Annotated in this window: 18 protein-coding genes and 2 pseudogenes; 14 read left to right on the top strand and 6 right to left on the bottom strand. The window is 68.9% G+C overall.

What is annotated here, in order from left to right; all coding sequences use genetic code 11:
* The first annotated feature begins 87 nt into the window (after positions 1-87).
* The 5 genes and pseudogenes from MCHUDSM44219_RS24915 (at position 88) to MCHUDSM44219_RS31360 (ending at position 6,466) form a co-directional block, all read left to right on the top strand.
* On the top strand, positions 88-576 hold the full coding sequence (locus MCHUDSM44219_RS24915; RefSeq protein ID WP_048420940.1) for a glutathione peroxidase: 489 nt from the start codon (positions 88-90) through the stop codon (positions 574-576).
* 72 nt (positions 577-648) lie between these two features.
* Complete coding sequence (locus MCHUDSM44219_RS24910; RefSeq protein ID WP_048420939.1) at positions 649-1,353, top strand: DUF2334 domain-containing protein; 705 nt, start codon at positions 649-651, stop codon at positions 1,351-1,353.
* 26 nt (positions 1,354-1,379) lie between these two features.
* Positions 1,380-3,020 carry an FAD-binding dehydrogenase gene (locus tag MCHUDSM44219_RS24905; RefSeq protein ID WP_048420938.1) on the top strand — a complete coding sequence of 547 codons (1,641 nt, stop codon included), beginning with the start codon at positions 1,380-1,382 and terminating at the stop codon, positions 3,018-3,020.
* 55 nt (positions 3,021-3,075) lie between these two features.
* Positions 3,076-4,508 (top strand): annotated as a pseudogene (locus MCHUDSM44219_RS31365) (ATP-binding protein); the annotation flags it as partial.
* A gap of 152 nt (positions 4,509-4,660) precedes the next feature.
* Positions 4,661-6,466, top strand: a complete 1,806-nt coding sequence (locus MCHUDSM44219_RS31360) for a LuxR C-terminal-related transcriptional regulator (RefSeq protein WP_413783647.1) — start codon at positions 4,661-4,663, stop codon at positions 6,464-6,466.
* Here the strand turns inward: MCHUDSM44219_RS31360 and MCHUDSM44219_RS24895 are convergent.
* Both MCHUDSM44219_RS24895 and MCHUDSM44219_RS24890 read right to left on the bottom strand, forming a co-directional pair.
* Positions 6,447-6,815 (bottom strand): SgcJ/EcaC family oxidoreductase, encoded by a 369-nt coding sequence (locus tag MCHUDSM44219_RS24895; protein ID WP_048420937.1) that lies wholly within the window; start codon positions 6,813-6,815, stop codon positions 6,447-6,449. The two genes, MCHUDSM44219_RS31360 and MCHUDSM44219_RS24895, sit on opposite strands and share 20 nt — an antisense overlap.
* Positions 6,802-7,509, bottom strand: a complete 708-nt coding sequence (locus MCHUDSM44219_RS24890) for an SDR family NAD(P)-dependent oxidoreductase (RefSeq protein WP_048420936.1) — start codon at positions 7,507-7,509, stop codon at positions 6,802-6,804. The genes MCHUDSM44219_RS24895 and MCHUDSM44219_RS24890 overlap by 14 nt, the downstream gene beginning before the upstream one ends.
* Before the next feature lie 119 nt (positions 7,510-7,628).
* On the opposite strand from MCHUDSM44219_RS24890, the gene MCHUDSM44219_RS29230 reads away from it, so the two are divergent.
* The gene (locus MCHUDSM44219_RS29230; RefSeq protein WP_082162387.1) at positions 7,629-8,561 is read left to right on the top strand and encodes a LysR family transcriptional regulator; all 933 of its coding nucleotides are present in this window, start codon (positions 7,629-7,631) and stop codon (positions 8,559-8,561) included.
* Between the two features lie 42 nt (positions 8,562-8,603).
* On the opposite strand, the pseudogene MCHUDSM44219_RS24875 reads toward MCHUDSM44219_RS29230, so the two are convergent.
* Positions 8,604-9,569, bottom strand: a pseudogene (locus MCHUDSM44219_RS24875) (YbfB/YjiJ family MFS transporter); the annotation flags it as partial.
* Between the two features lie 148 nt (positions 9,570-9,717).
* Positions 9,718-10,377 (bottom strand): MBL fold metallo-hydrolase, encoded by a 660-nt coding sequence (locus MCHUDSM44219_RS24870; RefSeq protein WP_048420933.1) that lies wholly within the window; start codon positions 10,375-10,377, stop codon positions 9,718-9,720.
* Positions 10,378-10,419: 42 nt separating this feature from the next.
* Here MCHUDSM44219_RS24870 and MCHUDSM44219_RS24865 point away from each other — a divergent pair, with 42 nt between their 5' ends.
* The 4 genes from MCHUDSM44219_RS24865 (at position 10,420) to MCHUDSM44219_RS24850 (ending at position 12,947) form a co-directional block, all read left to right on the top strand.
* Positions 10,420-11,082 (top strand): hypothetical protein, encoded by a 663-nt coding sequence (locus MCHUDSM44219_RS24865; RefSeq protein WP_048420955.1) that lies wholly within the window; start codon positions 10,420-10,422, stop codon positions 11,080-11,082.
* Positions 11,083-11,117: 35 nt separating this feature from the next.
* Positions 11,118-11,360 (top strand): phosphoribosylformylglycinamidine synthase subunit PurS, encoded by a 243-nt coding sequence (purS, locus tag MCHUDSM44219_RS24860; RefSeq protein ID WP_048420954.1) that lies wholly within the window; start codon positions 11,118-11,120, stop codon positions 11,358-11,360.
* Positions 11,357-12,028, top strand: a complete 672-nt coding sequence (gene purQ, locus MCHUDSM44219_RS24855) for a phosphoribosylformylglycinamidine synthase subunit PurQ (RefSeq protein ID WP_048420932.1) — start codon at positions 11,357-11,359, stop codon at positions 12,026-12,028. The genes purS and purQ overlap by 4 nt, the downstream gene beginning before the upstream one ends.
* A gap of 67 nt (positions 12,029-12,095) precedes the next feature.
* Entirely contained in the window at positions 12,096-12,947 is an 852-nt protein-coding gene (locus MCHUDSM44219_RS24850; protein ID WP_236695580.1) for an ATP-grasp fold amidoligase family protein, read from the top strand.
* Positions 12,948-13,022: 75 nt separating this feature from the next.
* Here the strand turns inward: MCHUDSM44219_RS24850 and MCHUDSM44219_RS24845 are convergent, their stop codons facing one another.
* Both MCHUDSM44219_RS24845 and MCHUDSM44219_RS24840 read right to left on the bottom strand, forming a co-directional pair.
* Positions 13,023-13,820 carry a family 1 encapsulin nanocompartment shell protein gene (locus tag MCHUDSM44219_RS24845; RefSeq protein ID WP_048420931.1) on the bottom strand — a complete coding sequence of 266 codons (798 nt, stop codon included), beginning with the start codon at positions 13,818-13,820 and terminating at the stop codon, positions 13,023-13,025.
* Positions 13,817-14,809: a Dyp-type peroxidase gene (locus MCHUDSM44219_RS24840; protein WP_048420930.1), complete on the bottom strand. Its 993-nt coding sequence runs from the start codon at positions 14,807-14,809 to the stop codon at positions 13,817-13,819. Before MCHUDSM44219_RS24840 ends, MCHUDSM44219_RS24845 begins: the two co-directional genes overlap by 4 nt.
* Positions 14,810-14,861: 52 nt before the next feature.
* On the opposite strand from MCHUDSM44219_RS24840, the gene MCHUDSM44219_RS24835 reads away from it, so the two are divergent.
* The 4 genes from MCHUDSM44219_RS24835 to purL are packed head-to-tail and all read left to right on the top strand — an operon-like array spanning position 14,862 to position 20,019.
* Complete coding sequence (locus MCHUDSM44219_RS24835) at positions 14,862-16,121, top strand: M18 family aminopeptidase (protein WP_048420929.1); 1,260 nt, start codon at positions 14,862-14,864, stop codon at positions 16,119-16,121.
* A gap of 15 nt (positions 16,122-16,136) precedes the next feature.
* On the top strand, positions 16,137-16,484 hold the full coding sequence (locus MCHUDSM44219_RS24830; RefSeq protein ID WP_048420928.1) for a VOC family protein: 348 nt from the start codon (positions 16,137-16,139) through the stop codon (positions 16,482-16,484).
* A 19-nt stretch (positions 16,485-16,503) separates the two neighbouring features.
* On the top strand, positions 16,504-17,703 hold the full coding sequence (locus MCHUDSM44219_RS24825; protein WP_048420927.1) for a cation:proton antiporter: 1,200 nt from the start codon (positions 16,504-16,506) through the stop codon (positions 17,701-17,703).
* 9 nt (positions 17,704-17,712) lie between these two features.
* Positions 17,713-20,019 carry a phosphoribosylformylglycinamidine synthase subunit PurL gene (gene purL / locus MCHUDSM44219_RS24820; protein WP_048420952.1) on the top strand — a complete coding sequence of 769 codons (2,307 nt, stop codon included), beginning with the start codon at positions 17,713-17,715 and terminating at the stop codon, positions 20,017-20,019.
* The last annotated feature ends 6 nt before the right edge of the window (positions 20,020-20,025 follow it).

The raw sequence follows: 20,025 nt of genomic DNA, 5'->3' as shown, positions 1-20,025 counted from the left end.
CCGCGTCGTATTCGGACACCTACACACCGATCACAACAACCGTCACCCCGCTTGCCAAACAGCAGCGGCTTGACATAGGAGAAACCCATGACGCTCTCCGGCATCCCGCTGACCACCCTCGACGGCCGCGCGACCACGCTCGGCGAACTGGCCGACGGGCCCGCGCTGGTGGTCAACGTCGCCTCGAAATGCGGACTCACCCCGCAGTACAGCGCGCTCGAACAGCTGGCCAGGGAGTACGGCGAGCGCGGCCTGACGGTGATCGGCGTCCCCTGCAACCAGTTCATGGGGCAAGAACCGGGCAGTGCCGAGGAGATCCAGACGTTCTGCTCGACCACCTACGGGGTGACGTTCCCGCTGCTGGCCAAGACCGACGTCAACGGCCCCGACCGGCACCCGCTCTTCGCCGAGCTGACCCAGGCCGCCGACGACAGCGGCGAAGCCGGCGACGTGCAGTGGAACTTCGAGAAGTTCCTGGTGGGGCCTAGCGGCGAGGTGGTGCGGCGGTTCCGGCCGCGCACCGTGCCGGACGCCCCCGAGGTGATCTCGGCGATCGAAGAGGTTCTGCCGCGCTAGTCGGGTCGACAGTTCAGCCGGGCGCGTCGTGTTGTTGTCCATCTCGACACCTGACGTTGCGACACTGCGGGTGTGGCAGGACAACTGATCGTCTCGATCTCCGGGATCAGCGAGCGGACCATCGACGACGTCGCAACATTCCGGACCCAACTCCAGGACCGGGGCGTGCCCGCGTCGTTCCTGGTGGCACCGAGGATCAAGGGCGGATACCGGCTCGACCGCGACCCCGAGACCGTCGGCTGGCTGACCGAACAGCGCGCCCAGGGTGACGCGATCGTGCTGCACGGGTTCGACGAGGCCGCCACCAAGGCGCGCCGCGGGGAGTTCGCGACCCTGCCCGCGCACGAGGCGAACCTGCGACTGATGGCCGCCGACCGGATCCTCGAACACCTCGGCCTGCGCACCCGGCTGTTCGCCGCGCCCGGCTGGAACGTCTCACAGGGTGCGCTCACCGCGTTGCCGCGCAACGGATTCCGTCTGACGGCCGGGCTCAGCGGCATCACCGATCTGGTGCGGCGGCAGACCGTCCGCACCCGGGTGCTCGGCATCGGGGAGGGATTCCTGACCGAACCCTGGTGGTGTCGCACCGTGGTGCTGTCCGCCGAGCGGACGGCCCGCCGGGACGGCATCGTCCGGGTGGCCGTGGCCGCGCGGCATCTTCGCCGGCCCGGGCCCCGGCAGGCCATGCTGGACGCCGCCGACCTGGCGCTGATGCACGGTTGCGTGCCCACCGTGTACGCCTGGCGCCACCCGGCTGCGCTGTCCGACGCCGCCTGAGGGTCCGCTCTCGCTACATTGGCCGCATGGCAGATGATGCGGACGTCATCGTGGTCGGCGCCGGCCTGGCCGGGCTGGTGGCCGCGTGTGAGCTGGTCGAGCGGGGCCGTCGCGTGCTCATCGTGGATCAGGAGAACGAGGCCAACGTCGGCGGCCAGGCGTTCTGGTCCTTCGGCGGGCTGTTCTTCGTCAACAGTCCCGAGCAGCGTCGCCTCGGCATTCGGGACAGCCACGAGCTGGCCCTACAGGACTGGCTCGGCACGGCCGGGTTCGACCGCCCCGAGGACCACTGGCCGCGGCAGTGGGCCCACGCCTACGTCGACTTCGCGGCCGGAGAGAAGCGCAGCTGGTTGCGCGACCGTGGGCTGCAGATCTTCGCGATGGTCGGCTGGGCCGAACGCGGCGGCTACGACGCCCGCGGCCACGGCAACTCCGTGCCGCGCTTCCACATCACGTGGGGAACCGGGCCGGGGTTGGTCGACATCTTCGCGCGTCGGCTGACGGGGCCTCTGGTGCGTTTCGTGCACCGCCACCGCGTGGACGAACTGATCGTCGAGGGCGGCGCCGTCACCGGGGTGCGCGGCGCGGTACTGGAACAGTCAGCCGCCGTGCGGGGTGCGCCGTCGTCGCGAAACACGATCGGGGAGTTCGAGTTCCGCGCGCAGGCCGTCATCGTGGCCAGCGGCGGCATCGGCGGCAACCACGATCTGGTCCGCGCGAACTGGCCGAAGCGGATGGGCCGGGTGCCCGAGCAACTGCTCAGCGGCGTGCCCGAGCACGTCGACGGCCGGATGCTGGGCATCTCGACGGCGGCGGGCGCCCACATGATCAACAGCGACCGGATGTGGCACTACACCGAGGGGATCACCAACTACGACCCGATCTGGCCGCGGCACGGTATCCGCATCCTGCCCGGGCCGTCGTCGCTGTGGCTCGACGCCACCGGCCGGAGGCTCCCCGCGCCGCTGTATCCCGGATTCGACACCCTCGGCACGCTGGAGTACATCTCCCGGACCGGGCACGACTACACCTGGTACGTCCTGAACAAGCGCATCATCGACAAGGAGTTCGGGCTGTCGGGGCAGGAGCAGAACCCGGATCTGACCGGCCGCAGCATTCGCGCGGTGATCGAACGCGGCCGCAAGGGGCCCGCACCGGTGCACGCGTTCGTCGACCGGGGTGTCGACTTCGTCACCGCCGACTCGCTGCGCGACCTGGTCGCCAAGATGAACGGCGTCCCCGACGTCGAGCCGCTGGACTTCGCCGTGGTCGAAGAGGAGGTCACCGCCCGCGACCGGGAGGTGGCGAACCGGTTCACCAAGGACAGCCAGATCACCGCGATCCGCGCCGCGCGCGGCTACCTGGCCGACCGTGTCAGCCGCGTCGTCGCGCCGCACCGTCTCACCCACCCGAAGGCCGGCCCGCTGATCGCGGTCAAACTGCACATCTTGACCCGAAAGTCGTTGGGCGGCTTGCAGACCGACCTCGATTCGCGCGCGCTGCGGGAGGACGGCACCCCGGTGGGCGGGTTGTTCGCGGCCGGTGAGGCCGCGGGCTTCGGCGGGGGAGGCGTCCACGGCTACCGCTCGCTGGAGGGCACGTTCCTGGGCGGATGCGTGTTCTCCGGGCGGGCGGCCGGCCGTGCCGCGGCACGCGACGTGGGTTAGAAATACGCGCATGCGCTGATGTAAACCGGCTCAGCTGCGCCGCACGCTGGCTACCATGAGCACGACTGAGTGGGGCGAGCTTGGCGTGACCGCGTTGCCGACGGGGACCGTGACGCTGCTGTTGGCAGACGTCGAGGGCTCGACGCGGCTTTGGGAAACCCGTCCTGAGCACATGAGGTCGGCAATCGCGCTGCTCGACGAGGTTCTGCGCGAACTCACCGAGGTTCACAGCGGCGTCAGACCGGTTGAGCAGGGCGAGGGTGACAGCTTTGTCCTCGCGTTCGCCCGGGCGAGCGACGCGGTGGCGTGCGCGCTGAGTCTTCAGCGCGCGCCCCTGGCGCCGCTGCGTCTGCGTATCGGCGTTCACACCGGTGAGATCGAATTGCGTGACGAGGGGAACTACTTCGGTCCCACCATCAACCGCACCGCCCGTCTGCGAGATCTGGCGCACGGAGGTCAGACCGTCATGTCCGCGGCCACGGAAGCGATGGTCGTGGATCACCTACCCGCCGACGCCTGGTTGACCGACCTCGGGATACACCCGCTCCGCGATCTTCCCCGCCCCGAACGTGTCGTCCAGTTGTGCCATCCCGATGTCTGCAACGAATTTCCGCCGTTGCGCGTGACGGCGGCCACGGCTCAGCGACTGCCCAGACCTCTGACGAGTTTCGTCGGCCGCGCCCGCGAGAAGCAGGAGCTCTGTGATCTCGTGACGAGCAATCGACTCGTCACGTTGACCGGTGCGGGAGGTGTCGGTAAGACGCGCATCGCCCTGGAAGTGGCCCACGAGGTGAAACGTCAGTTCCCCGATGGTGTCTGGTGGGTGGATCTCGCGTCCCTGACCGATCAGCGGGTTGTTCCCCTGGCGGTGGCGCGAACGGTCGGTCTGCCGGATCAACCCGGTCGCTCGACTGTCGACACCCTCGTCACATTCGGCGGTGACCGCCGAATCCTTCTGGTCTTCGACAACTGCGAGCATCTTCTAGACGCTTGTGGTGAGCTGATCGCTGCACTCATCGACAGGTGTCCGGCGTTGACGATCCTGGCCACGAGCCGCGAGCCCGTCGGTGTTGCAGGTGAATTCGTTTGGCGGGTGCCGTCGTTGCCACTCGACAGCGAGGCTGTCGAATTGTTCGTCGACCGCGCACGGCGGACGAGACCGGACTTCAGGCTCGTCGAGGACTCAGCGAGGGTGGTGACGGAGGTTTGTCGTCGGCTCGACGGCATGCCGCTGGCCATCGAACTCGCGGCAGCGAGGGTGCGGACACTGACGCTGACCCAGATCCGGGACAGTCTTCATGATCGCTTCCGGCTGTTGACGGGCGGTTCGCGCACCGCGGTGAGGCGGCAACAGACCTTGCGAGCGTCCGTCGAGTGGTCCCACGCTCTGCTGACCGAGCCTGAACGAGTGCTGTTCCGACGGCTGGCGGCGTTCATGAACGGCTTCGATCTCGACGCGGCGCAGGCGGTGGGTGCCGACGACGATGCNCGACCTTCGTCGAGGCCGGTCTCGACGAGAGCTGGTTGGACCGTATCGCCGCCGCTACGCAATCGTCGCTGCAGAGCGCGTTCACATCCTCGATCTCCTCAGCCTGTTGGTCGACAAGTCGTTGGTCGTCGCAGAAGACGCCGACAGAGTGATGCGCTACCGATTTCTCGAGACAGTGCGCCAGTTCGCACTCGAAAAGCTGAGTGAGTCAGGCGAAGCGGACGCCGTGCGCACGCGACATCGCGATCACTACGCGACGATAGCGGTCGGTCTCGCCGCGGCCGACTCGCCCGGACGCGAGCAGCTGATTGCGTGGGCCGAGAACGAGATCGACAACCTGCGGGCGGCATACAGCTGGAGTCGGGAAACGAACGACTTCGAGAACGGCCTGCTGCTGGCCACCTCGCTGCAGGACGTCTGGTTCCGCCGAGGTCGGCAGCAGGAGGGGATGGTTGCGCTGGACCTGTTGCTGGAGGACAGCCGGTGCCGCAGCGCCGTACCCGCCGAACTGTGGGTTCGCGGCGTTGCTGACCAAGCGATTCTCGCGGCCGCGGTAGCCGTGCCGGTGAACCCGGAGCGTGCGCAAGAGGCCTTGGCGTGCGCCCGCCACATCGATGATCCCGTGTTGCTCGCGCAGACGCTCATGAGCTGCGGGATGCTGGCGTTCTACGATCTCGCCGTCGCGCACGAGTACTTCTCCGAGGCAGTGGCCGTGGCCGATACGTCGGGGAACCGCTGGCTGATCTGTCAGATTCGGACCATGGAGGCCATCGCCAAGATCTTCGCCGGTGACCCGGCCGCAGCGGCGCACGCAGCGCAGGCAGGTCTGGCGGTATCAGAGGAGGTCGGTGATCGCTATTTTGCGCTGCACTGCCGCATCTGGCTCGGAGTGGCGACCTGGCACCTGGGGTGGTTGAAGGAAGCGGAGGGAATGTTCCGTGCGCTCGCCGATGAGGCGGCTGAAACCGACGTGGAACCGATCACCACTCTGTTCCGTCTGGTCGGTCACGCGGGAGTGGCCATCCACCAGGGTGACATCGACTCCGCGACAGGGATCGTCGAGAAAGCGGTCGCGGTGGCCCAAGATGCGGGTGGCTTCTTCGGAGACACAGTGTTCGCTGTGTCTGCTCAGGCGGAGCTGGTCAACGGTGACGGGGAAGCGGCCCGACGGGCGTGTGAGACGGCGTGGCGGCACACCAGCCCACTGCGCGAGGTGTACGGGCGATGCGCCAATCCAATGCCAGTTGCAGCGCTCGCTAGCGGAGATACAGCGACAGCGCGCGCCTGGGCCGACGCTGCGGTCGCCTCGGTGCCCGGGTACTTCCAGGTCGCGGCACTGCTGTCGCGGGCGCTGATCGACGTGTCCGATGACCGGCCGGACCATGCCGTGGACGATCTCTGCGCGGCGCTGGCCGTTGCCTCGTCCTACAACGCGTACCTGCGCCTCCCCGACGTCCTCGAGTGTCTCGCGCGATTGGTCGCCGACACCGGGGAAGCGGCGGTGGCGACGCGCTTGCTCGGGGCGGCCGCTCAGATGCGGGACCAGATGCATCAGGGGCGCATCGGTCTGGTGGACGCGGAGTACCGAGCCGGCGTGGATACGACCCGAAAAGCTCTGTCAGAGCAGGACTTCGATGCGCTGTGGGCGGAAGGTGCGGCGCTGTCGGTCGATGAGTCGATCGCTTACGCACTGCGAGGCCGCGGCCGGAGGCGGCGTCCTTCCAGTGGTTGGGCATCGCTCACTCCGACCGAGATCGATGTGGTGAGGCTGGTCGTCGAGGGCCTGGGCAACAAAGACATCGCCGCACGGCTGTTCATCTCGCACCGCACAGTCCAGACCCATCTGACGCACGTCTACACCAAGCTCGGCTGCGCGTCACGGGTCCAACTCGCGCGGGAGGCGGCGCAGCGCTTGTCAGATCCACACTCCGGATCGGTCAATGAGGCGTCTGGCTGACCTGATACTGCTGGACGAGCCAGCCGCCCGCGCCGCGGGTGAGCACCACGCCGAGCATCAGCGCAGTCACCGTGCCGTCGGGCCGGGTGAAGTCGGCCCGACCGTAACCGAGCACCACCTGCTCGGCCGGCCGGCGGACCTCGTCGATGCGGTAGTCGACCGTCAGTCCCGGCGGCTGGCCGTCGTAGTAGGCGAACACACCGTCGCGGCCCACGGTGTACGGGTGCAGGCCCTGGAAGACGGCGTCCTCGGTGAACACCGCGGCCACCCGCGCCGGGTCGTGCGCATCGATCCCGGCCTTCCACTCGTCGAGCACCGCGCGCACGATCTCGCCCTCAGTGTCCGGCACTCTGACCTCCGTCGACGTGCAGGATCTCCCCGGTGACGAATCCCGCGTTCTCCAAGTACAACACCGCTGCGACGACGTCGTCGAGGGTGCCCAGGCGACCCACCGGATGCAGCGCGGCGAGGAACGGGTGGGTGGCGGGATCGTGCATCGGGGTGTCGATAGTGCCGAGCGCGACGGCGTTCACCCGGATGCCCCGCTCGGCGTACTCGATGGCCAGCGACTTGGTCGCCGCGTTGAGTCCGCCCTTGGTCAACGACGCCAGCACAGAGGGCACCTGCTTGTCGGCCCGGTCGACGAGGCTGGTCGAAATCGTCACGATGTGCCCGCCCCGCTCGGCCATGGCGGAGACGCCGGCGCGGGTGAGCTCGAAGAACCCGCGCAGATTGACGCCGGAGATCGCGTCGTAGTCGGCGTCGGTGTACTCGGTGAACGGCTTGGAGATGAAGATGCCCGCGTTGTTGACGATGGTGTCGACCCGGCCGAAGTGCTTCAGGGCGGCGTCGATCAGCTCGGCTCCGACGCCGGGCTGCGCGATGTCGCCGGCCACGGTGAGGACCATCGGATCATCGCTGGGCGCGATGGTGCGGGAGTTCGCGACGACGGCGTAGCCCAGCGTCCGGTATCCGGCGACGAGCGCCGCGCCGATGCCTTGCGATGCGCCGGTGATGACGACGACGGGTGCGGTGGTGTTCATGGTCTGTGCCTTTCTGTGGGTCTGATGCACTGCTCAACACGGCGCCGACGGCGGGCATGTCCACCCGGCGGGACGAAATTCCTCGCTGGTGAGAGGACACGGCTACTACGCTGCGGGAGGTGGAGCTTCGCCAGTTGCGGTACTTCGTCGCCGTTGCCGAGGAGCTGAACTTCGCCCGTGCTGCCGAGCGGCTCCGCATCGCGGGTCCGTCCCTGTCTCAACAGATCAAGGCGCTGGAACGCGACCTGAAAGTGCAGCTGTTCGACCGGAACCGCCGCTCGGTGGCGTTGACTCCCGCCGGTGCGGCTTTGGTGGCCGACGCCCGCGCACTCATCGAGCAGGCCGACGCGTTACGCAGGCGTGCAACGGGTTTGGCGGTGTCGGACCCGGTGCGGATCGGCTGGGTGAATTGGTGTCCGACCGACTGGGTCGAACGTGCCGCCGGGGTGGCGCAACTGCGCGTGGACACCTGGGTGATGCCGTCGCACACGCAGGCTGCGCGGGTGGCCGATGGCGCGTTGGACCTCGCGATCTGCTGGGTGCAGAACGACGATCTCACCGCGCTGTCACTGGAGGCGCGGCTGATCGGCGTCGAGCGTCTTCATGCGTTGAGCCCCGGCGCCGACACATCGCCGATCGCCGCCAGAAGCCTTGTGGTGCTGGCTGATGACGACACTGCCACGTGGTCGTCGTGGAACCGCTACGCCGAGCAGTTCGCCGCCGACACCGGAGCCCGGGTGATGCGCACCGACGACGGCGGGGTCACCGGTCCCACGTTCTTCGAACACGTCCGTCGGCTGGGCCGGCCGGTGCTGGTCAATCCGCGAGGGCACCAGGACCCCGAACCGCGCGACCTGGTGCGGCGCCCGGTGGTGCACCCGACACCGCTGTGGACGTGGTCACTCGTGTGGCGGGCCGGCGAGGACCGACCTGCCGTGTGGGCGGTCATCGACGAATTCACCCGGGACAGTGCGACGTTGAGCCTGGATGAGCCGGGCACGTGGCTGCCTGCCGAGGATCCACACCGCGGCGATCGCCAGCGCGGCCAGTGACACGATGAGCGCCGAGACGCCCAGCGCCGGCCGGTACCCACCACCCAGCAGCGGTGCCACCAGCAACGGGCCGACGATCTGACCAACGGAGTAGCCGACGGTCAGCAGCGCCACCGCACCGCGGGTGCCCAGCAGCCGGCCCTCGGCCATCGCCAGCGTGCTCACCCCGATGAACGTGCCGCCGAACAGCAACGCGCCGAGGAGACTTGCGACACTGCTGCCCTGGCAGGCCAGCGCGATCCCGGCGGCCTGCAGGGCCAGCGCGGCGGTGAGCACGGCGGGCCGGCCCATCCGGCCCCCGAGTCGCGCCCACAGGCCGGCCGACGGGATGACGGCCACACCGACCACCAGCCAGACGCTGGTGCCCAGCGAGCCCGGGGAATGCTGGGCCACCGCGGCCACCAGGAACGTGCCGGCGATGATGTAGCCGATGCCTTCGAGCGTGTAACCGGCGAACAGCAGGGCGAAGCGCGCCGTGCCGGCGTGGTGCACCTGGGCCCGCGCCGTCGCGGCCGTCGCCGGCACCCGCTGCGGGCGCACCCACCAGCCTGCGGCGCCCAGCATCGCCGCCAAGCCGGCAGCCACCCACCAGGCCGTACGCCAACTCTCGGTCGGCAGCGCGAGCACCGCGGCCGCCGACACCACGATGCCGGCACCGACCCCGCCGAACCCCCAGCCGACCTTCTCCGGCAACCGTTCGAGCAGGGTGTTGACCGCGACGACGAACACGACCGCGCTGGCGAACCCGGCCGCGGTGCGCAGCGTCAGCCACGCGAACACATTCACCGTCACCGCCATGGCGGCCAGGCTGACCACGATCCCGACCAGCGCCACCCGGCACGCCACCGCCGACCGGGCCAGCCGCGGCGACATCGTCGTCGCCACCGCCCCGGCGAGGTACCCCACATAGTTGGCGGTCGCGAGATGCCCGGCGACCTGCGCGGTCAGTCCGGCCTGCGCCGTCATCAACGGCAGGATCGGGGTGTACACGAACCGCCCGACGCCCATGGCGGCCGCCAACGCGGCAGAGGTGGGCAGGACCGCGCGTACCCCGGTGTGCAGATGTCGTCGCATCGCCCCATCGTGAGTGCTGCGCCCGACTCCCGGCCAGGACCGAATCACTCACAGCTGAAAGGCTTTTCCTCTCAGCAAGAGACTAGAAGTCGGTCCCGCTCTCCGGGTCGAGCACGCGGAAATCGGTGTCGGTCATCTCCGAGAGGCGGCCGTAGAAGATCGGCCGCGCGACGGGGTCGATGATCGCCTGATGAATCGGCACCGCATGCGTCGGATTCACCGCGCGCAGATAGTCGACCGCCTCGGAGATCTTCATCCATGGCGCTGCCGCCGGGGTGGCCAACACGTGCACCGGTTCCCCGGGCGCGAACAGGGCGTCACCGGGGTGCATCAGCTTCGCGGCGTGCTCACCGTCGCCGACGAGATACGAAATGTTGTCGATGACAGGGATTTCCGGGTGGATCACGGCATGCTGCCCGCCCACCCCGCGCACCGTGAGGTGGCCGATCGACAGTTCGTCACCGACGTGCACGGCCTGCCACGGTTCGCCGAGTTGGGCCGCCGTCTGCGGATCGGCGTAGAGCGCCGCCTGGGGGTTGGCCTCCAGCAGCGCGGGAAGGCGTTCGGTGTCGGCGTGATCGGGATGCTGGTGGGTGATCAGGATCGCCGACAGGCCGGTGATGCCCTCGAAACCGTGCGAGAAGTTGCCCGGATCGAACAGCACCGTGGTGTCGCGGCCGGGGGCCGAGGAGTCGGAAAAGCTCGCCAACAGGCATGAATGGCCGAAATGTGTGAGCTGCATGCCTATATTGTGGCGCGCAGGGGGAGTGGGGGGGTAGTGCAGGTGCGATGGGTGGTGACGCTGGCTCTGGCGTTGTCGGGCGTGTTCGTGGCACCCAGCGGGGCAGAGGCCGTACCAGGGTTCTGCCCGCCGATCTGCGACGCGATCCCGGACTCCGCCTGGATCGAGCCCTCCTCCATCCCGCTCGCATCGGTCTACCGGTGGCCAGCCCTGGCCGGCGTCGCCGTCACCGCGCCGGCGCCGCGGTTCGATTTCGAGTCGTGGTGCGTCACCCCCTCCTCGGCCACCGACCCGCGCCGCTACTCCGTCGCCGCGCGCGCCGCGGTACCCAACCCGGACGGCCAGTGGAACCTGCAGGTGCAGGTCATGCACTGGCGGGGCGATACGGTCACCGGCGGCAAGGCCGCCCTCGAGACGCTGGAGAAAGCGCGGATCGCACTGGCGACCTGTCACCTGACCGGCCCGGGGGCGTCGCCGTCGATCACCACCAGCGAGGTCGACCGCATCGCGACGGTGATCAGCGACTCCGGCAGCCGGGTGATGCACGCATACCTGCTGGCAGACCCGGCCAGCAGCACCGTCGTCGAGGTCGTACTGTGGACCACCCTGCCGTCGCAGGTCGAGTGGCGTGCTGTGCCCGACGCCCAGGTCCTCGACGCGATGGCCACTCCGTTGTGCACCGCCTACCTGGGCTCGTGCCGGTGACGCGACGCGGGTGTCGTCGCAGGTAGAGTGTGCGCGTGGCAAAAGTGGTGGTGCATGTCATGCCGAAGGCGGAGATCCTCGACCCCCAGGGGCAGGCGATCGTCGGCGCGCTGGGTCGGCTGGGCTTCGACGGGATCTCAGATGTGCGGCAGGGCAAGCGATTCGAGCTCGAAGTCGATGACGCTGTCGCCGATGAGAAGCTCGCCGAGATCGCCGAGTCGCTGCTCGCCAACACCGTGATCGAGGACTGGACCGTGACCCGGGAGAGCGACGCATGACCAGGGTGGGCGTGATCACATTCCCCGGCACCCTCGACGACATCGATGCCGCGCGGGCGGTGCGGTTGGCCGGCGGAGAACCCGTCAGCCTGTGGCATGCCGACGCCGACCTCAAGGGTGTCGACGCGGTGATCGTCCCCGGCGGCTTCTCCTACGGTGACTACCTCCGCTGTGGCGCCATCGCGCGCTTTGCGCCCGTGATGGGCGAAGTCGTCGCCGCGGCCGGGCGGGGGATGCCGGTGCTCGGCATCTGCAACGGCTTCCAGGTGCTGTGCGAGGCGGGACTGCTGCCCGGCGCGCTGACCCGCAACGCCGGCCTGCACTTCGTCTGCCGGGACGTGTGGCTCGAGGTGGCGTCGAACACGTCGGCCTGGACGACGCGCTACGAGCAGGGCGCTGATCTGCTGGTGCCGCTGAAATCCGGCGAGGGTCGCTACGTCGCCGCCGCGGACGTGCTCGACGAATTGGAGGGCGAAGGGCGCGTCGTGTTCCGGTACCGGGACAACATCAACGGATCGATGCGCGACATCGCGGGGATCAGCTCGGCCAATGGCCGCGTCGTCGGCCTGATGCCGCACCCCGAGCACGCCACCGAGGCGCTGACCGGACCGTCGGATGACGGGCTCGGGATCTTCTACTCGGCGCTGGACGCGATATTGGTGTCCTGACCGCCCGTCGGCTGCGAGCATGAGCGGCCGGCAGTCATCCGTCCGCTGGCGCGAACGGAGCGTCCTGGTGCGTGTGCTGCGCCTGTGGCGGACGCGGCACCCTCGCACCTTCCGGGACAAGGTGCGGTACAAGATGCTGCGCGATCACCGTCAGCTGATAGTGACGTTCGCCGATAAAGCCGCAGTGCGCGACTATGTCGCTGCGGTGGTGGGCGAGGGTTACCTGCCCCGCGTGTACGCCATCCTCGACGATCCGGCGGCACTGGCCGACGTCGAGTTGCCGAACGCCTATGTGGTGAAGCCGACGCATGGAAGCGGGGCGGCGATCGTGGTCTCCGATCGCGCGCCGCGGGAGGCCCGCCTGCCGACCGAGCAGGGCTCGTGGATGTATTCGCACGTCCGGTCCGAGGCGGCGGCGCCTGTGGACGTGATCCGCATCGCCCGGGGGTGGACGGCGCAGCTCTACGGCCAAGGGCCCAACCGTGAGTGGGTGTACGGAAGAATCCCCCGGCGCGTGATCGTCGAGGAGTTGCTCACCGGGGGCGACGGAGCGGTCCCTGACGACTACAAGTTCTTCGTCTTCCATGGCACATGCGCCTTCATCCAGGTGGACAAGGGCCGATTCGGTTCGCGCACGCAGGATTTCTTCACCGTGGACTGGGAGCACCTGGCGCTGCGGGGCAGTGCGCCGTGCGCAGACGTCGAGCCGGCGAAGCCCGCTCGGCTCTCCGAGATGATCGACGTGGCCGAGAAGCTGAGCCGTGAAACGGATTTCCTGCGAGTCGACCTGTATGACACCGGTGAGCGGATCGTCGTCGGCGAGCTGACCAGTTTCCCCGCCGGGGGCGACAGCCCCTTCGATCCCGAGTCGTTCAATCTGGAGTTCGGCCGCCCGTGGACGGTACCCCGCCGCTACTGACGCGCCGCGAGGGTGCGCGAAATGTCCTCTGAGAGCGGCGTGGCGCCTGCAGACACGCACGTTCGCGGCAATGGGTCAGGGTGTCAGGGCGACCGAGGCCTCGGCGGTGTAGCACAGGAACGTGAGCGTCTCCTGCAAGTACAGCTGCACCGTGTCCGCGTCGTGCGAGAGATAGCCGATCGCGACGTCGGTGCCCAGTTGCAGATCGAAATCGCCGCCGCGGGTGGACAACACGAAAGCGCCGTCGATCGCCGGGGCCCAGATGATGTCACCGTCGACGAGACGGTTGATGTGCTCGAGGATCGGATAGCCGTGCGCGGTGGTCTCCGCGACACGGGTGTACACGTCGGCCGACAGCAGCACCGCGTACGGCCCGTCCACTCCGGCCAACCGCAGTTCGCTCAGCGCCTGGGCGATGACGTCGGGAATCTCGCGCGGATCCTCGGGCAGCGCGAGCGCCGGGTTGGAGCTGCATTTGCGGATCCCGCCGATCGAGGCCGCGTCATAGCCCTCGAAGATCGCGCGGTCTTCGGCGAAGGCCAGCTTCCTGGCCGCCTCCTTGACCGCATCCCAGTCCGAGTCCTGTGACCCGCGTTCGACGTCGTCGATGTCGATCCGTTTGACCGTGAACGGAACTCGCAGGCGCACCAGCGGCCGGGCCTCCCGTAGGTGCGCGATCACCCCGTCACCCGGAGCCGCCACATCGATCAGGTGGCCGGTGCTCACCGCCGCCGTCACCGGACCGCCAGGCTCGCTGACGTCGACCACCCGGCGACCGGCGATGTGGCGCTTGAACGTTCGCGTCGCCTCCTGCTCGATCTCGGTCCACGCCTCATCGGTGATGGGCGCCAGGTCCCGGTACAGATTGTTCATCGGGGTCGTCCTTTCAAGCTGCCGATGCCCAGCGAGCCGGTGGGGCGGGCCGGTGCCGACGGAAGAGGTGGGGGGTCGTCGAGTAAGTCCTGGATCGGTGTGAAGAACAGCGAGCCGGTGATGGCCGTGGAGAACTCGAGGATGTGGTCGGTGTTGCCGGGCGGGCGGCCGATGAACATGTTGTGCAGCATCTGCTCGGTGACCGCGGCGGCGCGCGAGTACCCGATGAAGTAGGTGCCGAATTCGCCGCGGCCGATCTCACCGAACGGCATGTTGTGCCGCAGGATCTTCAGCTCGTTGCCGGCCTCGTCTTCGATGACGTTCAGTGCCACATGGGAATTCGCGGGCTTCGCCGCATCGTCGAGCTCGATGTCGTCGAGCTTGGTGCGGCCGATGACGCCCTCCTGCTCCTCGGTCGTCAACGCCTTCCACGCCGCCATGTCGTGCAGATACTTCTGCACGTGCACGTAGCATCCACCTGCGAAATCGGGGTCCTCGTCCCCGATCTGGGTGGCGCTGTCGGCCAGTGGACCGTCCGGATTCTCGGTGCCGTCGACGAAGCCCAGCAGGTCCCGGTTGTCGAAGAACTTGAATCCGTGCGTCTCGTCGACGATCGTGATCGGACCCATCGCCTCGACGATCTTGGTGGCCGACTCGAAGCAGACGTCCATCGACTCGGCGCGGATGTGGAACAGCAGATCGCCCGGTGTCGACGGCGCGCGGTGACGGCCGCCGTCGAGCGCGATGAAGCGGTGCAACTCGGCGGGCCGCGGTCCCGAGAAGAGTCGATCCCAAGCGTCGGACCCGATGGACGCCACCACCGACAGGTGCTTGGCGGGATCGCGGAAACCGACTGCCCGCACCAGACCCGAGATGTCGCCGAGCGCGTCGTGTACCTCCCGCTCGCCGCCCGCATCGATCGTCGCGACGAGGAAGATGGCCGCCGGCGTCAGCGGTGCGAGGACCGGCTGCGGCAGGGGAGCGGGCACCGTCTGACCCTAAATCATGATCAACTCCGGTGATCGACCAAGATGGAGAACCATGGCGGCTGATGCGCAGGGTCTGTGTGAGTTCATCGATGCGTCCCCGTCGCCGTTCCACGCCTGCCGCACGGCGGCGCGGCGCCTCCTCGACGCCGGCTTCACCGAGGTCTCCGAGAGCGACGCATGGCCGGGCGCCGGCGACTACTTCGCCGTCCGCTCCGGCTCCCTGATCGCGTGGCGGGCCGGTGCCGACAGCCGTACCGCGCCGTTCCGGATCGTCGGCGCCCACACCGACAGCCCCAACCTGCGGGTCAAACAGCATCCGGACCGTTCCGTGGCGGGATGGCAGATCGTCGCGCTGCAGCCCTACGGCGGGGCTTGGCTGAACTCCTGGCTCGACCGCGACCTCGGCGTCAGCGGTCGGCTCTCCGTGCGCGCCGGCAACTCCCTCGACGACGTGCTGGTGCGCATCGACGACCCGGTGCTGCGGGTGCCGCAACTGGCCATCCACCTCTCCGAGGACCGCAAAGGTGTCGAACTGAACCCCCAGCGGCACGTCAACGCCGTGTGGGGCGTCGGCACCGGCCCCCGCTCGTTCCTGGACTTCGTCGCCGACCACGCCGGGGTGCCCGCCGACGCGGTGCTCGGCTTCGACCTGATGACCCACGACATCAACCCGTCGCGGCTCGCCGGCGTCGACCGCGACCTCGTCAGCGCCCCCCGGCTGGACAACCAGGCGACCTGCTACGCCGGTCTCGAGGGGTTCCTGGCCGCCCAACCGGGCGTGCACGTGCCTGTGCTCGTGCTCTTCGACCACGAAGAGGTGGGCTCGCAGTCCGACCACGGCGCCCAGTCCGATCTGCTGCTGACCGTTCTCGAGCGCATCACGCTGGCCGCCGGAGGCGCGCGGGAGGACTTCCTGCGCCGCTGCTCGACGTCGATCGTGGCGTCGGGGGACATGGCCCACGCGACCCATCCGAATTACCCCGAGCGGCACGAACCGGGCCACCTCATCGAGGTGAACGCCGGTCCGGTGCTCAAGGTGCAGCCCAACCTGCGGTACGCGACCGACGGCCGCACCGCGGCGGCGTTCGCGCTGGCCTGCGAACAGGCCGGTGTGCCGCTGCAGCGCTACGAACACCGCGCCGACCTGCCGTGCGGGTCGACGATCGGACCGATGACCGCCGCGCGGACCGGGATCCCCACCGTCGACGTCGGCGCCGCGCAGCTGGCGATGCACTCGGCGCGTGAGGTGATGGGCGCCGCCGACGTCGCCGCCTACTCCGCCGCGCTTGCGGCATTCTTGTCACCGGTCTGACCTAACCTCGGGTGCATGTCACTCGATGTCGCGATGATCACCATCGACTGTTCGGATCCCGACGCGCTGGCCGGCTGGTGGGCCGAGGCGGTCGGTGGCGACGTGAATGCCGTCGCCCCAGGCGAATTCGTGATGCTGGCCCGGCAGTCCGGTCCGACCCTGGGCTTCCAGAAGGTGCCCGACCCGACCCCGGGGAAGAACAGGGTGCACCTGGACTTCCACACCGCCGACAAGGAGGCCGAGGTGGCGCGCCTGGTCGGCCTCGGGGCGCGGGAGACCGGGCGGCACAGTTTCGGGCCGGAGTTCGACTGGGTGGTTCTCACCGACCCGGAGGGCAACGCGTTCTGCGTCGCCGGCGGGTAGCCGCTGGCAAGATCTCCTCGTGCTGCTCTCGCTGATCGCCTTCTCGGTGGTGTTCGCCGCCTGGGCGCTGTCTGCGGGACGGTTGGAGAAACTCCGGTTGACCGCGCCGATGGTGCTGGTGCTCGCCGGCATCGCGGTCGGCTTCAGCACCTCCGACGCGCTCGCCGAATCGCTGAACAGCACCACCGCGCAGCGCGGCGCCGAACTGATCCTGGCGGTGCTGCTGTTCGTCGACGCCACCGACATCCGCGGCGGATTGTTCGGGCGCGACCCGCGCTCGGCGCTTCGGATCCTGTTTCTTGCGCTGCCGTTGAGTCTGGCCCTGTCGGTGCTGCTGGGTTCCTGGCTGCTGCCCGATGTCTCCTGGGCGGTGCTGCTGATCATCGCGTGCGTGGTGGTGCCCACGGACTTCGCGCCGGCCGAGTCGATCCTGCGCGACGAACGCATCCCCGAGAAGATCCGCAATCTGCTGGGCGTGGAGGCCGGCTACAACGACGGCATCGTCTCGCCGGTGTTCCTCTTCGGGCTCGCGCTGGCGGGCGACCGCGGGCAGGCCGGACGGCCCCTGCACGCGCTGGGCACCGCGCTGGTGCATTCCCTGACGGCGATCGCCGTCGGCGTCACCGTCGGCGCGGTGCTCGCGACACTGATCAACCTCGCCGAGCGGCGCGGCGCGATGACCGCGCAGAGCACCAGGATGATCTTGGTCACTGCCCCGGTCATGGCTTACGGGCTGAGCCTGGCCGTGCACGGCAATGGGTTCGTATCGGCTTTCGTCTGCGGTATCGCGTTCCACTACCTGCGCCGCACGCCCGCTCTGCGCGCGGAGATGGAGTTGCTCGACGACATCGGCTTCCTGCTGACGGCGCTGATGTGGTTCGTGTTCGGCGCGGTCTCGGTGCTGGCGCTCAGCACCGGGGTGTCCTGGTCGATCGTGGTGTTCTGCCTGCTCGCGCTCACCGTCGTCCGCGTGGTGCCGGTGTTTCTCGCGATGCTCGGGTCGCCACGGTTCACGCGGCGGGAACGCCTGCTCATCGGATGGCTCGGCCCGCGCGGCACCGCGTCGATCGTCTTCGGTTTGCTGGCCTTCAACGTGCTGCCCGAGGGCGACGAACACACCGCACTGATCGTCATGGTGGTCGCGGTGCTGGGCAGCGTCGTACTGCACGGCCCCGGCGCGTCCACCGCCGCGGCGCGATTGGCGCAGGCCACGAACTAGACTGTGGCGGTGACGTCCGGGCTCACCCACGAGGTCGATACGGTCGACCACGCAGCATCCACCCCAGATCAACCGCAACCCTTCCGCGAACTCGGCCTGAAGGACGACGAGTACGCGCGGATCCGCGAGATCCTCGGACGTCGGCCCACCGACGCCGAGCTCGCGATGTACTCGGTGATGTGGAGTGAGCACTGCTCCTACAAGTCGTCGAAGGTGCATCTGCGCTATTTCGGCGAGACCACCACCGAGAAGATGCGCCAGGCCATGCTCGCGGGCATCGGCGAGAACGCCGGCGTCGTCGACATCGGCGACGGCTGGGCGGCGACCTTCAAGGTGGAGTCCCACAACCACCCGTCCTACATCGAGCCCTACCAGGGTGCCGCGACCGGTGTCGGCGGCATCGTGCGCGACATCATGGCCATGGGCGCCCGCCCGGTCGCGGTGATGGACCAGCTGCGGTTCGGCGCCGCCGACGCGCCCGACACCCGCCGTGTGCTCGACGGCGTGGTGCGCGGCATCGGCGGATACGGCAACTCCCTCGGGCTGCCCAACATCGGTGGCGAGACCGTCTTCGACGCCAGCTACGCCGGCAACCCCCTGGTCAATGCGCTCTGCGTCGGCGTGCTGCGCACCGAGGATCTCAAGCTCGCGTTCGCCTCCGGCGCGGGCAACAAGATCATCCTGTTCGGCGCGCGCACCGGGCTCGACGGCATCGGCGGTGTCTCCGTGCTCGCCTCGGAGACGTTCGGCGGCGACGAGAGTGGCGCGGGCCGAAAGAAACTGCCCAGCGTCCAGGTCGGTGATCCGTTCACCGAGAAGGTCCTCATCGAGTGCTGCCTGGAGCTGTACGCCAATGACCTGGTGGTGGGTATCCAGGACCTCGGTGGCGCCGGATTGTCCTGTGCCACTTCCGAACTCGCTTCCGCCGGCGACGGCGGCATGCGCGTCGAGCTCGACAGGGTCCCGCTGCGGGCGGCCAACATGACACCCGCCGAGATCCTGTCCAGCGAGTCGCAGGAGCGCATGTGCGCGGTGGTGACGCCCGACAACGTGGACGCGTTCCTCGCGGTCTGTCGCAAATGGGACGTGCTGGCCACCGTCATCGGTGAGGTCACCGACAGCGGTCGGCTCGAGATCACCTGGCACGGCGACACCGTCGTCGACGTGCCGCCGCGCACCGTCGCGCACGAGGGCCCCGTCTACGAGCGGCCTGTCGAACGCCCCGCCACCCAGGACGCGCTCAACGCCGACACGTCCGCGTCGCTGCCCCGCCCCCGCACCGGTGACGAACTGCGGGCCACGCTGCTGGCCATGCTCGGTAGCCCGCACCTGTGCAGCCGCGCGTTCATCACCGAGCAGTACGACCGCTACGTGCGCGGCAACACCGTCCTCGCCGAGAACGCCGACGGCGGCGTGCTGCGCGTGGACGAGGAGACCGGCCGGGGCATCGCGATCTCCACCGACGCGTCGGGGCGCTACACCGCGCTGGATCCGTACGCCGGCGCCCAGCTCGCCCTGGCCGAGGCGTACCGCAACGTCGCCGTCACCGGGGCGACCCCGATCGCGGTGACGAACTGCCTGAACTTCGGCTCCCCCGAGGACCCCGGCGTGATGTGGCAGTTCTCGCAGACCGTACGGGGTCTCGCCGATGGTGCTGCGGCACTGGGCATTCCGGTCACCGGCGGCAACGTCAGCTTCTACAACCAGACGGGCACCACCCCGATCCTGCCGACGCCGGTGGTGGGCATCCTCGGTGTCATCGACGACGTCAAGCGCCGCATCCCCACCGGCTTCGGCACCGAGCCCGGGGAGACGCTGATCCTGCTCGGCGACACCCGCGACGAGTTCGACGGATCCATCTGGGCGCAGGTCACCGCCGACCACCTCGGCGGCGTGCCGCCGCGCGTCGACCTCGAGCGCGAGCGGCTGCTCGCCGAGGTGCTGACCGCGGCGTCCCGCGACGGACTCGTCTCCGCCGCCCACGACCTGTCCGAGGGCGGACTGATCCAGGCCGCCGTCGAAGGGGCGCTTACCGGCGAAACCGGTTGCCGGATACTGCTTCCCGAGGGGAGCGATCCGTTCGTGACGCTGTTCTCCGAGTCGGCGGGCCGGGTGCTGGTCGCGGTGCCTCGTACCGAGGAGAGTCGATTCACCGCGATGTGCGAAGCGCGGGGCCTGCCTGCCACCAGGATCGGCGTCGTCGACCAGGGGCCCGAGGGCGGCGCACCCGCCGTCGAGGTGCAGGGGTTGTTCACGGTCACCCTGGAGGAGTTGCGCCGAACGTCGGAAGGTGTGCTGCCCGGGTTGTTCGGGTGACCGTCA

It is taken from the genome of Mycolicibacterium chubuense, assembly GCF_001044255.1.
In the GTDB taxonomy this organism is placed as follows: domain Bacteria; phylum Actinomycetota; class Actinomycetes; order Mycobacteriales; family Mycobacteriaceae; genus Mycobacterium; species Mycobacterium chubuense.
This window is presented reverse-complemented; position numbering and strand designations above follow the sequence as displayed.

Coding starts and splice junctions, on each gene's coding strand:
- MCHUDSM44219_RS31360 (WP_413783647.1), top strand. CDS start 4,661: ATGCGCTACCGATTTCTCGAGACAGTGCGCCAGTTCGCACTCGAAAAG.
- MCHUDSM44219_RS24890 (WP_048420936.1), bottom strand. CDS start 7,509: ATGAACACCACCGCACCCGTCGTCGTCATCACCGGCGCATCGCAAGGC.
- MCHUDSM44219_RS24915 (WP_048420940.1), top strand. CDS start 88: ATGACGCTCTCCGGCATCCCGCTGACCACCCTCGACGGCCGCGCGACC.
- MCHUDSM44219_RS24830 (WP_048420928.1), top strand. CDS start 16,137: ATGTCACTCGATGTCGCGATGATCACCATCGACTGTTCGGATCCCGAC.
- MCHUDSM44219_RS24870 (WP_048420933.1), bottom strand. CDS start 10,377: ATGCAGCTCACACATTTCGGCCATTCATGCCTGTTGGCGAGCTTTTCC.
- MCHUDSM44219_RS24835 (WP_048420929.1), top strand. CDS start 14,862: ATGGCGGCTGATGCGCAGGGTCTGTGTGAGTTCATCGATGCGTCCCCG.
- purQ (WP_048420932.1), top strand. CDS start 11,357: ATGACCAGGGTGGGCGTGATCACATTCCCCGGCACCCTCGACGACATC.
- MCHUDSM44219_RS24905 (WP_048420938.1), top strand. CDS start 1,380: ATGGCAGATGATGCGGACGTCATCGTGGTCGGCGCCGGCCTGGCCGGG.
- MCHUDSM44219_RS24845 (WP_048420931.1), bottom strand. CDS start 13,820: ATGAACAATCTGTACCGGGACCTGGCGCCCATCACCGATGAGGCGTGG.